10 protein-coding genes are annotated in these 15279 nt (G+C 52.3%); 7 read left to right on the plus strand and 3 right to left on the minus strand.

Annotated features, from left to right (window positions below):
• Positions 1-103: 103 nt before the first annotated feature.
• Both HF324_RS23345 and HF324_RS23350 read right to left on the minus strand, forming a co-directional pair.
• Positions 104-1078 carry a FecR family protein gene (locus tag HF324_RS23345; protein WP_168804834.1) on the minus strand — a complete coding sequence of 325 codons (975 nt, stop codon included), beginning with the start codon at positions 1076-1078 and terminating at the stop codon, positions 104-106.
• An 81-nt stretch (positions 1079-1159) separates the two neighbouring features.
• The gene (locus HF324_RS23350; RefSeq protein ID WP_168804836.1) at positions 1160-1750 is read right to left on the minus strand and encodes a sigma-70 family RNA polymerase sigma factor; all 591 of its coding nucleotides are present in this window, start codon (positions 1748-1750) and stop codon (positions 1160-1162) included.
• Positions 1751-1879: 129 nt separating this feature from the next.
• Here HF324_RS23350 and HF324_RS23355 point away from each other — a divergent pair, with 129 nt between their 5' ends.
• Positions 1880-3079, plus strand: coding sequence for a winged helix-turn-helix domain-containing protein (locus HF324_RS23355; protein ID WP_168804838.1), 1200 nt, complete (start codon positions 1880-1882; stop codon positions 3077-3079).
• On the opposite strand, the gene HF324_RS23360 is transcribed toward HF324_RS23355, so the two are convergent.
• Complete coding sequence (locus tag HF324_RS23360) at positions 3074-3427, minus strand: nuclear transport factor 2 family protein (RefSeq protein ID WP_168860944.1); 354 nt, start codon at positions 3425-3427, stop codon at positions 3074-3076. The two genes, HF324_RS23355 and HF324_RS23360, sit on opposite strands and share 6 nt — an antisense overlap.
• A 270-nt stretch (positions 3428-3697) precedes the next feature.
• Here HF324_RS23360 and HF324_RS23365 point away from each other — a divergent pair, with 270 nt between their 5' ends.
• The 6 genes from HF324_RS23365 (at position 3698) to HF324_RS23390 (ending at position 15239) form a co-directional block, all read left to right on the plus strand.
• Positions 3698-4264, plus strand: a complete 567-nt coding sequence (locus tag HF324_RS23365) for an RNA polymerase sigma-70 factor (protein ID WP_168860945.1) — start codon at positions 3698-3700, stop codon at positions 4262-4264.
• Positions 4265-4364: 100 nt separating this feature from the next.
• Positions 4365-5351 carry a FecR family protein gene (locus HF324_RS23370; RefSeq protein ID WP_168860946.1) on the plus strand — a complete coding sequence of 329 codons (987 nt, stop codon included), beginning with the start codon at positions 4365-4367 and terminating at the stop codon, positions 5349-5351.
• Positions 5352-5442: 91 nt separating this feature from the next.
• Positions 5443-8850 carry a TonB-dependent receptor gene (locus tag HF324_RS23375; RefSeq protein ID WP_258539182.1) on the plus strand — a complete coding sequence of 1136 codons (3408 nt, stop codon included), beginning with the start codon at positions 5443-5445 and terminating at the stop codon, positions 8848-8850.
• Between the two features lie 24 nt (positions 8851-8874).
• Complete coding sequence (locus HF324_RS23380; protein ID WP_168804846.1) at positions 8875-10659, plus strand: RagB/SusD family nutrient uptake outer membrane protein; 1785 nt, start codon at positions 8875-8877, stop codon at positions 10657-10659.
• Between the two features lie 304 nt (positions 10660-10963).
• Positions 10964-13759 carry a T9SS type A sorting domain-containing protein gene (locus HF324_RS23385; protein ID WP_168860947.1) on the plus strand — a complete coding sequence of 932 codons (2796 nt, stop codon included), beginning with the start codon at positions 10964-10966 and terminating at the stop codon, positions 13757-13759.
• A gap of 76 nt (positions 13760-13835) precedes the next feature.
• On the plus strand, positions 13836-15239 hold the full coding sequence (locus HF324_RS23390; RefSeq protein WP_168804849.1) for a sialate O-acetylesterase: 1404 nt from the start codon (positions 13836-13838) through the stop codon (positions 15237-15239).
• Positions 15240-15279: the final 40 nt, after the last annotated feature.

Genomic DNA, 15279 nt, shown 5'->3' on the forward strand with positions numbered 1-15279 from the left:
GTTTAGATACAGCGGCATTCACAGACCTTCCCGGGAACTGAACACCGCGTTGAATGATGACGGAAGTTGTTTCAGCAGCTTCCGTTTTTTTATGGTCACATGACTAATAAATAGTGATTACCTGTTCACGGATGCGGTAGCGTGATTGTGTCATGCCGCATACGATGCGCATCACGTCTTCAATCTGATGGCTGGTGATGATGTTCATGGAAAAACGGACTTTGCGGATGTCTGTCCTGCCGGTTTGCAGCCGATGGCCGAAGTTGTGTTCCAGTATGGCCGCCAGCTCATCGAACGAAACGCCGTCCAGGTGGATACGCCCTTCCTTCCAGGCGTTGGCCGAACCGGCTTCTTTTGTTTCCGTCAGCCAGGTATGCTGCGGTTTGTCGTAGGTCAGCTGCTGGTCCTGCGACAGCGTGGCCAGTGTATTTCCTCCGCTGACAACGCCCACTTTCCCTGTCGCCACGCTGATGCGGATATTGCCCAGTTCGGGATAGGCTTTGATATTAAAAGAGGTGCCCAGCACAACGGTGCTGATGGTATCGGTATGTACCACAAACGGCTGTTGCGGCAGGGTGGCTACCTCGAAAAACGCTTCGCCTTTCAGGTACACATCGCGGCATGGTCCGTTGAATGCAGCAGGATAGCTGAGGGTGCTGCCGGCGTTGAGCCATACCTCGCTCCCGTCGGTCAGTGTTACTTTCAATAATTTACCTGTGGGGGAAGCGCTGCTGAGTAAAGTTGCGGCCTGTGGAGGCGCCGTTTTGTGCGGCCGGAAAAAGTACACCGCGCCTGCGAGGCCCAGCAACACCAATACCGCTGCGGCTATGCGGAAAAACAGGCCAATCTTCCGTGGTTGTACCGGTGCGGGCAGGTCCGGCATGTCCGCTGTGATCTGCCGGTAGATACGGTCGCGCAGCCGGGCGCGTACCAGTTCAGCTTCCGCTTCATTGCTGAACGCCGGCTTCGCCCGATGATCGAAGGAAGCATACCAGGCATCCAGCCGGGCCATCTCTTCCGGGCTGCAGTTTCCCTGCACTTCTTTCTGGAGTAATTCAAGTAATTCGCGTTTGTTCACCTGCGGTCTTTATGAACATACTCGTACAACGATTATGAATGTACCGGTGCATTTTCAGGCTTAACATTAAGGTAACATTGATCAGTAGCGGGTCAACAACGCCGCTGTTACCGCGAGGACCATTTGTGTGCCGGCGTTATTGGCGAGGTCGTATTGATAGAGGGCCCGGCGTATTCTTTTGATGGCCGCGCTGATCTGGTTACGCACGGTCTGGTGTGAGATAGACAGTTCATGCGCAATTTCTTCATTGGAGAGCAGCTGCTTACGGCTCATCAGGAAAACGGTCTGCATCCGCTCCGGCATGCTGCTGATTTCTTTTTCCAACAGCACCTCCAGTTCTTTATGCATCAGGCGGGCGTCGGGGTGGGTACTGTAACGGGGAGCCGTAAACGCAGCGTTCCTTTCAAAAGCTTCTTTCAGTAAACTTCTCCTGTAAAAATCGATGATCTTTCCTTTCAGGGCTTTATGGAGGTAAGCCCGGACCGAGCCTTCGTTTTCGATGACAGCGGGGTTCTTCAGCAATGACAGGAACACCTCCTGCAGGATATCTTCCGCATCCGGCGCAGACACGCGCCTGCAGGCGGTCTCATACAACTCTCTCCAGTACAGTTCATAGATTTCGTCAAAATGAGGCCGGCTTTGCTGCTCTTTTTTGCTATCTGGTCCGCGCATCCTGCTTACAGTTAGGTGTTTATAATGCAACGGCAAAGCTCCGGTATGAATGACAAAGTAGTAGCTGTTTACAATAATTTAATGCAGGTCATGGAAAGATGGGGTGTTTTTCATTATTTTGTTTTTACTATGAAGCAACACACGCTTACCAACGAAGCAGCAAGAAAAATCATCCTTCATGCTGCAGGGCTGGCAAAGCCCGCGCAGTTCGGAAAAGGCATTGAGGCCGTATATAAACTCATCGATCACTTTGGTTTTATCCAGATCGATACCAACTATGTAGTAGAGCGGGCGCACCATCATGCGATAGCATCACGCGTGCCCGACTATAAACCAGAATGGATCGATGAGCTGCAGGCGGATGGACGGATCTTTGAATTTTTCACTTACGGTACCGGCTATATTCCCATGCATGAATACCGTTTCTCCTTACCGGTGAAGGAAGGCTTTTTATCGCGGAGAAAACCGCTGACGCAGCCGGAGATCAACCTGATGAACAAGGTGCTGGACAGGATAGGCCGGGAAGGCCCGCTGATGGTAAAGGATTTTGAAAACGACCGCCCGGTGGCCAGCACCGGCTGGTGGGACTGGCGCCCGGCGAAGCTGGCGCTCGAACGGCTTTTCCTCGACGGTAGCCTCATGTGTACACGACAGGAGAATTTCCATAAAGTATATGACCTGCCCGCCAACCTGTTACCGGGTGATATTGACACCACTCCGCCCACTGCGGAAGAATTTGCCCGGCATGTGATCCGGCGCTCGCTGCAGTCGCTGGGGATAGCCTACGTGAAAGACATCTCCTGGCGTGCACATTATGCCAAAGACAACCAGGTAAAAACAGTACTGGAAAAGATGGTGGAAGAAGGAGAAGTGTGCCGCGTCAGTGTGGAAGGGCTCAACACCGCGCCCCTGTATATGTTGCCGGCCTATAAAAAGAAAAAAATCACCCTGAGCGAAGATGCTTTTATCCTATCCCCGTTCGATACGTTAAATGTGCTCCGGCATCGTTTAAAAGACTTCTTTGATTTCGACTACCAGATAGAGTGTTTTGTGCCGCAGGCAAAGCGGAAGTACGGCTACTTTTCCCTGCCGGTGCTGATAGGCGACACCTTCGTGGCGCGCATGGATTCCAAGGCCGACCGGAAACGCCGCACGCTTACGATTCACAATCTTCATTTTGAGCCGGTGTCATTCACCCCGCCGATGACCGCTAAGCTCGTGGAAGCGATCAGATCATTCGCGCAGTTCAATCAATGCAGGGAAATCGTCATTGCAAAGTCCAATAACAAACAATTGCAGAAAGCTATCAGGGACGGGCTCTCATCATGACCCCGTCTCTACCACGAAAGCCTTTAATTCAGCCATCTTGCCATCGCGGAACCGCCACACGTCGCAGTAGGCGTAATGTATCGTTTTCCCGTCATCGGCTTTGAAGCTGATGTTGCCCACCGCCGTCACAAATTCGCCTTCGGCGATGAGGTGGTCGACATGAAACACCGGCGGCTCCACGTAGACTTCGGACATGTACTGCCTGACGGCTTCCTTGCCCCGCAGGGTCCTGTCGCCGACGAATACCCATTCCGTATCGTCGGTGCAGTAAGCCAGAAACCCCTCGTTATCTCCGTTTGTGATCGCCGCATTGGCTTTTTCCAGTATTGCTTTATTTGTTAAACCCATGTGATAATTATTTTTCTTTCGTCCTTTTCCGTCATCGACAGTAGCTTAAAATAAAGAATAATTATTGATTTTCACCAGTTTACATTTACGACAGTCGCCTTACCCTTCGGACTGGCAATATTATTCCACATAAAACCGGCGCTGCCATGCCACGCCCCTGCCGGCAGGTAACAGGATATAAGAAGAATACAGATAAATAGTATATTTGTCAAAAAGACAATTTATATTTACGCATTTGGACTTTTTGCATAATTTGCTATTCTTATTTTCATGCGCGACGATATCCCCGAATTGCAAAACAGGATATACAACGGTGATACAAAGGCATTTAAAGAATTATACGATTACTGCTGCGCTCCATTGCTGCAGGTGGCGCTGGCCATAGTTCATCACAGGGAAATGGCAGAAGAAATAGTAGCCGATGTATTTATTGCTGTATGGCGGCACAAGCAAGACCTACGCCAGGTAGGTAACATGAAATGGTACCTCTATGCAACTACCCGTAATATCGCGCTTAACTATCTCCGGAAATATGCGCATAAGAAAACGCAGCATCTCGATGAGGACTGTATGCCCGAATATGAAATAAATCCGGAATCCCAGCTCATCAGCAACGAGATGATGCGGCAAATCAATGTGGCCATCAGCGCGCTGCCACCGCAGTGCCGTCTTGTCTTTAAGCTCGTAAAGGAAGACGGGCTCAAATACAGGGAAGTGGCCGACCTGCTTAATATCTCTGTAAAAACCGTGGAAAACCAGGTGGGCATCGCCCTGAAAAAACTAGCCAAAGTAAAGGCATTTCTGCTCGCTACTCCCCCGGCGATTCATCATCAGTAACCCTGCCCTGAAAAAAAATCCTGCCGCCTTTGGGGGCATTGTCTTCTGAATGGTGTCTTATACCTCCGGGCACCCTTATTTCGTCATTATCAATTGTATTATGGACAACGACCGCATATGGATATTACTCGGCAAGCAACTGAGCGGTGACATTTCTTCCGCGGAGTTATCGGAACTGGAGGCATTACTGGAAAATGATCCCGAAGCTGCGGCTTCAGGGGACATCGCCGCCGCTATCTGGCAAACGCCTATACGAGAGGTGCCGGGCGCTCATGGCAGCAACGAACGTATATGGGGCACCGTGAGCCCGCAACTGCAAACACCCCGCCGCCATCCCCTTATGCGGCGGCTGTTGACAACGGCCGCAGCAGCTGCCGTATTGGGGGCCGCATGGGCCGGCTGGCAGTTTTTCCGGCCAGCAGCGCCCGCACTGCAACAAATCAGCGCTGCCGCAGGCGGCAAATCCAGGGTATCGCTGCCCGATGGCTCCATCGTATGGCTCAACAGCAATACGCAGCTCCATTACAATAAAAACGGCTTCGGCAAACAGCACCGCGAGATCACGCTCACCGGCGAAGCTTTCTTCGACATCGCAAAAAGCGGGGGCGTCCCTTTTATTATCCATGCCGGCAAAGTGAATATCCGTGTGCTCGGCACCGCCTTTAATGTAAAAGCCTACGCCAACGACAGTGAAGTGGCCACCACACTGGTCCGCGGTAAAATTGCCGTATCGTACCGGGACAAAACCGTTGTATTGCGGCCGGAAGAAAAATTAACCGTAGCGCTGTCCCAACAGCCGGACGTCCTTCATCCCCAACACCTGGAAAAAGACAGCAGCGGGATGCCTGCTGAAATCTCCTGGCTGCAACATAAACTGGTATTCGACAACAACACCTTTGCCGAACTGGCTGATAAAATGAGCCGGTGGTATGGCATTACTTTTCATTTCGAATCAGCCAGCGTGCAACAACTGCGGTTTTCCGGCATCATCGATACTGAATCACCCGCCGAAGCACTGAAAATGCTCCGGCTGTCACGCCCCTTTAACTTCCGGATCGAAGGAAAAGAGGTGTATATCAATGACTAATACCATTCTTCATCTTCAAAAATGATACTTATGACCTAAAAAACGTTACGCACTTCCACCTTACTTTCCTTCACCCTTTACATTCCATGTTATGAAACCAATGTTCCTATGGGCTTTTAATAAAAGCCTCCATGGCGGGCTGCCAGGCATATTTGCTGCAGCGTTACTGCTCATCGCTGCCATGCCCGTATCTGCCACCTCTGCCAACCAGGAGAAGATAAACATCTCCCTGGAAAAAGTCAGCATTAAAACAGTACTGAAAACCATTCAGCAAAAGAGCCGGTACCGGCTTATTTACAACGACGACATCCTGCCGGAAAAACCGCCGGTGTCTATCCATGCAGAAAATGCCTCTACAGAGCAACTGCTCTCCCGGGTCTTTGCAGGCACCACATTGCACTATACTGTGATGGACAACGACGCTATCGTCATTGCAGCCGGGAATAACGCTGCCAAAATTACCGGCACGGTTAGAAACGAACGCGGCGAACCGCTCATTGGCGTATCCGTAAAGGTAAAAGGCACCAGTATCGGCAGCATGACCAATGAAAACGGCCGGTTTGAACTGCAGGCCGCCGTAGGCGCCACGCTGGTATTCAGTTATGTAGGCTATGAACAAACGGAAGCAGTGAGCACCGCCGATCCCCTCACCATCGTCCTGAAAGAAAGCGCCAGCGGCTTAAACGAAGTAGTGGTCGTGGGTTATGGCACGCAGAAAAAGACCTCCTCTACCGCGTCCGTGGCGGCAGTGCAGGGAAAAGAACTCGCCAAAGCCCCGGTCACCAACATCTCCAATTCGCTGGCCGGAAATGTGTCCGGCATCAGTATGCGCCCTAACGGAGGCCAACCGGGAAGAGACAATCCCGATATACACATCCGGGGCATTGCCACCACGGGCAACAATGCACCGCTGATAGTAGTGGACGGCATCATCCGCAACAACATTAATGAAGTGTCGCCCAGCTCCATCGCCTCGGTCACCGTATTGAAAGACGCCGCCGCAGTAGCGCCCTATCGCTTAGGGGGCGCCAACGGCGTAATCCTTATCACCACCAAACGCGGGCAGACAGGCGTGCCCTCCTTATCGCTCAACGCGTATTACGGCTGGCAAACACCCACGTACTACCCTAAAATGTTAAACGCGCAGGACTATATGCGCCTGCGCAATGAAGCTTACCGCAATGAAAATCCCGGCGGCGCCCAACAACCTTTCGCGGATGATTTCATTAATACGTACGCGGAGCTGAATGCCAAAGATCCCGACAAATATCCCATCAGCAATACGAAAGACCTGGTACGCATGCATGCGCCCATTCAAAACTACAACCTGCAGCTAAGCGGCGGCAGCAAAGCAGTACGCTATTATGCCGGCATCGGTTTTCTTAAACAGGATGGGATGTTTGCCCCGATCAATTACAGACGATATGATTATAACGTCAATATGGAAGTCAGCGCCACGCCCACTACCACCGTATCGCTGACGCTCATCGGGGCCATTCAGCAAACCAACAGCGTAGACGCAGCCACCACGCCGGGCCAGCTGTTCCGCAGCGCATATAAACTGATCCCCATCACCAACCTTTATTACAGTAACGGGCTCTGGGGCGAATTTGCCGGCAACTCACCGGTAGGCATCCTCAAAGCAGGTTACTCCCACCGCAATGCCACGTCCCTCCTCACCACACTGGCGGTGGAACAACAACTCCCGTTCATTAAAGGATTAAGCATTAAAGGGACTTTCAGCTATGATCCCAACGACTTTACCGTTAAAGGGTGGCATACGCCGTTTTACTTTTATTCACAGAATACGGCCACTACCCCCTACACCTATACGAAACAGATCTCCACGTCGGAAGGAAGCGCCGCTCCATATACCTGGCTGAACCAGGAGTATTCCAAAAACCAGTACTTCACCTATCAGGGGTATCTCAACTATCACAACAACTTCGGTAAACACGATATCACCGGCCTGCTGGTGGCAGAAGCCCGCAGAAACGACTCTACCGGCTTCTCCGCCCGGCGCAACAACTTCGCGGTAAACATCGACGAGCTGGGCATGGGCAGCTCCAATAAAAATGATTTTGATAACAACGGTTCCACGGTGACAGGCAGTCAACTTGGATTTGTATACCGCCTCGGCTATAGCTACGACCATAAATATCTTTTTGAAGCGGCCGGCCGTTATGATGGTCATTACTACTTCGCTCCCGGTAAACGCTGGGGGTACTTTCCTGCATTTTCCGCCGGGTGGGTGATCTCAGAAGAAAACTTCCTGGCAGACCACCCTTCCGCCCTGAGCCACCTTAAACTAAGAGCTTCGTGGGGGAAATCAGGCAACCTCGCCGGCGCCGCATTTCAATACCTGAACGGCTACAACCTGTACGGCAACGCGTATGCTTTTGGCAACGGCAATATGGTACAGGGTTCCAACATCACCCGGGAGGCCAACCCCAATATCACCTGGGAGATATCCACCAAAACAGACATAGGGCTGGACGCCTCTTTCTGGAAAGGGCTGATTACCGTGGAAGCTGATTATTTTCATGAAAAACGAACAGGCATGCTGTTGCCTCCGGCTGTGACCGTACCGGTAGAATACGGCCTGAACCTCTCAGATGAAAACGAAGGTATCATGGAGAACCATGGCATCGAAATTGCCGTGGGCACGCACCATCGTTTTTCCAATGGCCTGGAAGTAAACCTGAACGGCAATTTCAGCTATGCCAAGAACAAAATGATACAGGTGTTTGAAACCGCCGCCACCCGCAATAATCCCAACCGCGCCAGAACAGGCAGGCCCACCGGCACCCAGTTCGGCTATCATGCACTGGGATTGTTCTCCCTCGCGGATGATAAAAACAACGATGGTATCATTAACAGCGACGATGGCTACAACGTCACCCAGTTCGGCGTGCTTCACCCCGGCGACATCCGCTATGCAGACATCAGCGGACCGGATGGAAAGCCCGACGGAAAAATAGATTCCTATGACGAAACCGTGATCGGTAACCCGGTATATCCTTTCATCACCTATGGCTTTACGCCCAGCGCCTCCTGGAAAGGATTCGACCTGAGCCTGTTTTTCCAGGGATCTGCGCTCGCCAGCCTGAACATCCGCGGGTTTCAGACCGTCCCTTTCAACAACAACAACAGTAATTCGGCGTATGAATATTATAACAACCACTGGACACCTCAAACACCCGACGGAAAATACCCGCGTGCTAACCAGTCGCCCTACGCCAACAACACACAAAACTCCGATTTCTGGATGATGAAAACAGGCTATCTCCGTCTGAAAACAGCCGTGCTCGGATACACCCTTCCCGCCGGCATTTCCAAAGCGGTGAAGATGCAGCGCCTCCGTTGTTATCTATCCGGACAAAACCTCCTCACCTTCAGCAAAATGAAATTCATGGACCCGGAAGTAGGTTACACCGACCTGGAGACAGCCTATCCTAACCAAAAGGTATTTGTTTTCGGACTAAACGCCACTTTTTAGATTCATCCTGTCAAACAAACTATCATGAAGCGATATATCACTCTTTTGCCCGTGGCCGTATTGTTGCTCAGTATCCTGTCGTGCAAAAAGGATTTCCTGGAGAACACCGATAAGACCAAACTCACTGACGACATGCAGTGGAGCAGCGAAGGTAATGCCGACCTTTTCCTTAACGATATCTACAGCGCCTTGCCCAACTACTGGAACCAGCCGGAAAACCTGGACAATTTCACCGACGACAACGATGCAGGTTTCTACTATACCTCCTATAACTGGAAGCAGGGCATTGTGGAAGCCTCCTCCAACGACTATACGATATGGGGCGGCATCACCGGTTCCGGCGACCTGACCAACTGGCCCGCCATCTTCACCAACATCCGCAAATGCAATACGTTCATCGCGGCGGTACGAAATAATGCAAAGAATTTCTCTCCCGAATGGCTGAACAAACGGCTGGACGAAGCCCGGTTTATCCGCGCCTTTTTTTACAGCGAACTGTGGATGCACATTGGCGGGCTACCGATCATTACCGCGCCCGCAGAAAGGCGGTCAATGGACAGCGCCGCTATCTATACTCCCAGGAGCACCTTTGCGGAAACGGTGGATTTCATTACTTCACAACTGGATTCCATCGTGAAAGATGGACACCTGCCGCCCAAATACAACAAAGGAGATGCTGACGCCGGCAGGGCCACCCTCGGCGCCGCCCTCGCACTGAAAGGATGGGTGGAGCTGTATGCTGCCAGTCCCGCCTTCAACGACGCACAGCCCGCCGCAGGCAACGACCCTCACAAAGTGGCCGGCTACAATAACTACGATGCGCAGCGGTGGGCCAAAGCCGCCGCCTCTTTCAAACTGTTCATCGACCGCTATGGCAACGGCAGGGCATACGAGCTGTTCCCCGATCCCTCCGCCATCTGGTACGAAGCCAATGAATATCACTCCGAAGTGGTGTGGGACAGGCAGGTAGTGGCCAATACGATGGGGTCATCTTTTGAACAATACGGCGGCCCCGTGTGGATCAACGGCGCCTACTATACATGGGGCAACTACTGCCCCACCCAGGAGCTGGTGGACCAGTTTTTTATGGCTAACGGGAAACCCATCACCGACCCCTCCTCCGGCTATGATCCGCAGCGCCCCTACATCGGACGGGAGAAACGCTTTTATGACTGGATCGTGTATGACGGCGCTCCCTATAAAATGACATGGATGGACAAAGGCGATACCATATACACCCGCATCGACAAAGTACGGCCGTCCAAAAACCAGATAGACTTCGGAACAGATGACGTAGGCAACACCGGATACTACTTTAAAAAGCGGCTCAACCCGCTGGTGCGGCCCGGCGGCGGTGCGGTAAGCGGCGCCAACTTCATTTATTACCGCTACGCCGAAGTGCTGCTGGGCTACGCAGAAGCACAAAACGAAGCCGCAGGCCCTGACGCCTCCGTGTACGCCGCGATCAACCAGGTCCGCAAAAGAGCCGGCCTCCCGGACCTTGCCCCGGGGCTCTCACAAGCGCAAATGCGGGCCGCTATCTACCAGGAAAGAAGAGTAGAGCTCTGCTTTGAAAACAAGCGTTTTTATGATATCATCCGCTGGAAAACCGCTAATACCGTCATGAATGTGGACAAGCATGCCATGAAGATCAGCAACACCGTGCCCAATAACAACACGGGCGTATGGAAATACGAAATTGTGCCGCTGAACCACCCGCATGTGTTCACCCGGAAAATGTACCTGAACCCGGTACCACAGGATGTTATTGACCGAAACCCCAGGATTGTGCAGAACCCCGGATACTGAGTGAAGATCACCACCATGCAAAGAAGTTGCAGGGTATTCCTGCAACTTCCTGGCATGGTGGATAAGGAAAAGTTATCCTTTCATCCTGTTTCCAATACACAAGTCGCGGATTTAAACAGCGCCTGCAACATTTCCCATCGTAATATGCAACATTTGAGCCCCCTTCCTCAAAGAAGATTTTCATAGTTTTAGCGCATTCAACCGAGAGAACGATTTCCCGTTATGAAAAATACGCCTGGCAGCTCCCGCCGCTGTAGCCGGTATTATAGCCAAAATATAGATTTTACCTAAACCACTCCACTTTATGAAAACCAAACTTCTCACACCATTTAAACAAAAGGACCCATGCCTTTTTGTTTTCAGACATTGTAGCTCCTCCGGGATACTTCCGCAGCTCCTGAAAAAGGCGCATGCCCTTCTTTGCCTGCCTATCATATTTATGCTGCTCCTGGGCTACGCAGTAAAAGCCCAAAACGCGGCCGGCTATGTCTGGAAGAACGTAGCTATTGGCGGCGGCGGATTTGTTTCCGCGATCATCCCGTCCAAAACCACGCAAAACCTGGTTTATGCCCGGACAGATGTGGGAGGCGCCTACCGCTGGAATGCTTCCACTTCGAGCTGGGTGCCCCTGCTGGATTGGGTCTCGGACAATGAAACCGGCTTCCTCGGCGTCGAGTCTCTGGCCATCGACCCTCAGTTACCCAACAGGGTATATATGCTGGCAGGGATCTCCTATTTCAACAACGGGAAAACGGCCATTCTCCGATCTGACGACTATGGCAATACCTTTACCATCACAGACGTCACCTCGCAATTCAAGGCACATGGCAATGGCATGGGGCGGCAAACCGGTGAAAAGCTGGCAGTAGACCCGCACAACAGCAACATTCTGTACTGTGGCACCCGGTGGAATGGATTATTCAGGAGCACCGACGCCGGCGCCAGCTGGAGCAGGGTAAGCTCACTGAACATCACCACTACGCCCAATGAAAACGGGATCAGTTTTGTGGTTCTGGACGGAAGCAGCGTTTCCGGCGGCATTACCCAAAGGATTTTTGTGGGGGTGTCGCGCAGCGGCAGCACCAACCTGTACCGAAGTGATAACGGCGGACAGTCGTTTACTGCTGTTTCCGGTGCTACCACCACCTTTATGCCCCACCGGGCAGCTTTGGCCGGCAACGGCGCCCTGTATATCACTTACGGCAACGGTGCAGGGCCGCATGCGCACTGGTCCCAGCCGGAACCCATGGACAACGGACAGATCTGGAAGTACAATATTTCCACAGGTGCATGGACCAACATTACCCCTGCCGGCTTCAACAGAGCATTCGGAGGCATCAGCGTTGACCCGAACAATTCTAACAGGATCGTGGCTTCTACGATCAACACATACATGAACCAGAATGGCGCCTGGGGCGACCGGATGTTCCTGAGCACCAACGGTGGCGCAAGCTGGACAGACGTGGTAGACCGTGGATTTACCATGGACCCCGACGGCATTACCTGGGTAAGCGGGCATGCCATCCATTGGGCCGGCTCCATCGAGTTCGATCCTTTCAACACAGAAAGGGTTTGGGTTACTTCAGGCAATGGTATTTTTGTAAATGATAACATCAGCACCAGCGGCACCTGGCGATTTGCCGTAAAAGGACTGGAAGAAACTGTGCCGCTCGGCCTGGAAAGTATTCCCAATGGCCCGGTGGTATCCGTTATCGGCGACTACGATGGATTCAGGCATACCACCAATGTCAGTCAATACGCCCCTATTCATCAGCCGCAGATGGGGACCACTACCGGATTGGCAGTAGCTGCACAAAATACCAACAAAATCGTTCGTGTCGGAAACGCTATGTATTATTCCAACGATATGGGATTAACCTGGACCCAAAACAGCATGAACGGCACGCAGGGACAGGTGGCGTTGTCCGCTAACGGCAATACCGTCCTACATTCCCCGAAGGAGTCTTCCGTTACCTACCGGTCTACTAATAACGGATCGTCCTGGTCTGCCGTAAGTGGTTTAAGCTTCAATGAAGCGCGGCCGGCAGGCGATCCTGTCAATTCCAATAAGTTCTATGCGTACAATCCCGGGAACGGCGCCGTGATGGTGAGCACCAACGGCGGATCTTCCTTTTCACAGGCCGCCACAGTGGCGAGCGGCGGCTCCAAAATCATCCGGCTGGCCCCCGGGAGGGAAGGCCATGTGTGGATAGCGCTGAACAATGGAGGGCTGGCACGTTCCACCAACTCCGCGCAATCCTTTTCGACCGTGAGCGGCGTCAGCTATTGCGGAGCCGTTGGTTTTGGAGTAGCCGCTCCCGGGGCAAACTATCCTGCGATTTACATTTGGGGGACCATCAACAACAGCAGAGGCGTTTACCGCTCAACAGACCAGGGAGCTTCGTGGGTCCGCGTGAATGACGATGCGCATGAATATGGCGGTCCGGGTAACGGACAGTTCGTGCAGGGAGATATGAATGTCTTCGGAAGGGTATATATGAGCACCGCAGGCAGAGGCATTGTCTATGGAGACGCCGGCTCCGCCACCTGCACACCTTCAGCCATTACACCATACACCCAGGTCAACAACGGGACCTGGCAGCAGACAGCCAATGCTTCTTTGGCGGCAGGCGGTAGCGTACGATTGGGCCCTCAGCCCGTACAGGGCGGATCGTGGAGCTGGAGCGGGCCGAATAATTTCAGCGCTGTTACGAGGGAAATAGCGATTTCAAACATCCAGTCCAACCAGGCAGGCAGCTATGTGGCCACCTATACCAACAGCGAAGGATGTCAAAGCACACAGACCTTCAGTATCACCCTGACCAGCGCCGCCAAAGCTGCAGCGACAGCCGGTGTTACCGAAGACGCCATCAGCCTGTATCCCAACCCGGCCAATGCGGGCAGGTTCACGATCACGCTTCCGGACATTCCGGACAATGTGATCATCAGCATCTGGGACGATCAGGGCAGAATACTTTATGAAAAGAAAGCCTTCGGCGGTAAAAAGATAGACGTCGATTCGGGACTGAAGCCAGGGTTTTACCTGGTAAGGATCAATTCGACAACATATCATCTCACAAAAAAGCTCATCATTCATTGACAATACCTCCATTTACGGGAATGCTTCCTGTGAAGCATTCCCATTTCTTTCTTCAGAAAACTATATATTTAACCACATGATTAAAAAACACCTCTTTTACGGATTTCTTCTTTTTCTGCTGCTGCCCACCGTACTCCACGCCGCTATCAGGTTACCGTCTCTCGTTGGCAGCAACATGGTATTACAGCAAAACGACAGCGTCACTATCTGGGGCTGGGCCAATCCGGCGGAGAAAATAACCGTTTATACAGGCTGGGACAACAAAACACTTACTACCACCACGGGCGGAGATGCGAAGTGGGCCTTGAAAGTGCAGACACCCGCCGCCGGAGGGCCTTATGAGATAAAACTGAAAGGCGCTAACGAGATTGTACTGAAAAACATCCTGATCGGTGAGGTATGGTTATGCTCCGGGCAGTCGAACATGGAATTCAGCTACTATAACGGTGTCCGGCAAATAGCAGCGGAACTGCCTGTATGCAGCAATCCCAATATCAGATTTTTCAACATCCCGAAAACTACGGCCACATCTCCGCAGGACGACTGCCCGGGGACCTGGGAAGTGTGTGACAGCAACAGCCTGAAGCCATTCAGCGCGGTGGGCTATTTTTTCGGGAAGAAACTACAGCAGTCGTTGGGCGTACCGGTGGGACTTATCAACGCCAGCTGGGGCGGTACGCCGGCAGAAGTATGGGCGCCGGAGCATCTTGTAACGGACCAGCCACAACTGTCGGCAGCTGCCGCAAAGCTGTCCCCGGCTGCCTGGTGGCCACATCAGCCCGGTTATGCCTATAATGCGATGATAGCACCCCTTCACCATTACAATATAAAGGGAGTGATCTGGTACCAGGGAGAAGCCAATGTGAAAACCGCGGCCACTTACGCCCCGCTGTTCACCGGCATGATACAGTCATGGCGTGAAGCCTGGCACAAACCCATTCCCTTTTATTATGTTCAGATAGCGCCCTTCACCTACGATAAGGAAAATGAGGCCGCCCTGCTCCGTGAGGCGCAGGCACACAGCAACGTGCTTGCCGGCACCGGAATGGTAGTGGTATACGACGTGACAGACAACGTAAAGGACATCCATCCGCAAGACAAAAAAACTGTCGGGGACAGGCTGGCCAATTGGGCACTCGGCGAGAACTACGGTAAAAACGGATTTACCTGGAAAAGCCCCGCATTCAAAGAAATAAGCATCAGCAAAAACAAAGCAATGGTCCGCTTCAGCAGCGTTCCCACTGCTCTCCGGATCAATGGAAAAACACCGGCAGCACTATACATAGCGGGCGCCGATAAAGTGTTCTATGAGGCTTCCGCAAAGGTGGAAAAAGATGTACTGGTTGTATGGAGCAGTAAAGTAGAAAAGCCGGAATCGGTGAGGTACGGTTTTTCCAATACGGCCATCGGCAATATCTTCTCTTCGGAAGGCTTACCTGTCGCACCTTTCCGCACCGACAACTGGCCTGTTACGCAGTAAACGAAAGGAATATCAGCACAAACTAAAGAGGCGGCCATGT

Origin of the sequence: Chitinophaga oryzae (assembly GCF_012516375.2) — a bacterium.
GTDB classification, from domain to species: domain Bacteria; phylum Bacteroidota; class Bacteroidia; order Chitinophagales; family Chitinophagaceae; genus Chitinophaga; species Chitinophaga oryzae.